Raw genomic sequence first — 1,363 nt, 5'->3', positions numbered from 1 at the left:
GGCGAGGGGCGGGTGGGACCCTCAGGTGCGGAGCTTGAGGGACTGCATGATCACCGCCGACATCTCCTCGACGCTCTTGGTCGACGAGTTCACGAACGGGATGTGGGTGCGGCGGTAGAGGTCCTCGGCGCGGCGCAGCTCGAGCGTGCACTGCGCGAGACTCGCGTAGGTCGAGTCGGGGCGCCGTTCGTGGCGCACCTGGCTGAGGCGCAGCGGCGTCGTGGTCAGTCCGAAGCAGCGCGCGGCGTAGGGGGCGACTGCTCGTGGCAGCCCTTCGGTGGGGAAGTCGTCGTCGGTCAGCGGGTAGTTCGCGACGAGCAGTCCGTACTGCAGGGCGAGGTACATCGTCGTCGGCGTCTTGCCGCAGCGCGAGGGAGCGACGATGAGCACGTCCGCCTGGTCGAGGGCGCGCATGCTCTGGCCGTCGTCGTGCTCGATCGCGTACTCGACCGCGCGCATGCGGGCGAAGTACTGCTCCGTGTCGCCGACGGTGTGGAACGAGCCGAGCTGCTCCGACGCCGTGGTGCCGAGCGCCGCTTCGAGCTCGGTGAGGTGGCCGCTCAGCAGGTCGATGTGGGTCGCCCGGGCTCCGCCCAGCACGCGGGCCACCGCGGGGGAGCGCACGGTGTGGAACACGATCGGCTCCTCACCCGCCGCGGCGGCGCGGTCGATCTCGCGGGCGACGGCGGCGGCGCCCTCGGCGGAGTCGACGAACGGCACGGTGTGGCGGCGGAACGTGACCCCGGGGAAGTTCACGAGCAGCGCGCGGCCGAGCGTCTCGGCGGTGATGCCGGTGGAGTCGGAGACGAAGTAGGCGGCACGGGGCGTCGTGGGGGTCACGCGGGTGCTCCTCGTCGCCTCGGGGGAGACCGGCCGATCGACCGGTTGTTCCGAGGCTACGAAAGATGACCCTTCCCTCTGCGCGCTCGGCGCGTAAAGAACTTCCGTTCTTGCGGCTCTGTCAGGAAGTCGCGATCGGGTGCGGCCCTCAGGCGCGCAGCTCGCGGCGCCGCATCGCCAGCAGGGCGGCGGCCACGGCGAGGGCGGTGGCGAGAGCGAGGGGCAGGACGCCGCGGAGATCGACGCCATCGGAGGTCGGCACCGGCGCGGACGCGAACGGCGCGACGTCCACGAGCGCCGCGCTCATCCCGAAGAGGGGGCCGAAGAGCGCCACGACGGCGCCGATCGCGACGAGGGCCCACGCGGTCGGGATCGCGAGTCGCGGCAGCACCACGACGAGCACGGCGGCCAGCCCCGCGAACAGCCAGGCGGGCACCAGCTGACCCGCCCCCGCGATCGCCGCATCCCGCACCAGCCCCGCGCCGTCGCTCGCCGCCTGGGCGCCGGCGGCGGCCCCCAGGAC

2 protein-coding genes are annotated in these 1,363 nt (G+C 73.1%); both read right to left on the bottom strand.

Annotated features, from left to right (window positions below; all coding sequences use genetic code 11):
* Positions 1–21: 21 nt before the first annotated feature.
* Entirely contained in the window at positions 22–840 is an 819-nt protein-coding gene (locus AC1Q49_RS16225; RefSeq protein WP_060960231.1) for a pyruvate, water dikinase regulatory protein, read from the bottom strand.
* 148 nt (positions 841–988) lie between these two features.
* Positions 989–1,363: efflux permease Rv1217c-related protein (locus AC1Q49_RS16220; RefSeq protein ID WP_492493437.1), on the bottom strand; the 375-nt coding region annotated here is incomplete at its 5' end.

The sequence above is a fragment of the Microbacterium sp. MPR-TSA4 genome, assembly GCF_058792815.1.
The sequence above is the reverse complement of the archived record's forward strand: the minus strand, read 5'-3'. Positions and strand labels throughout refer to the sequence as shown.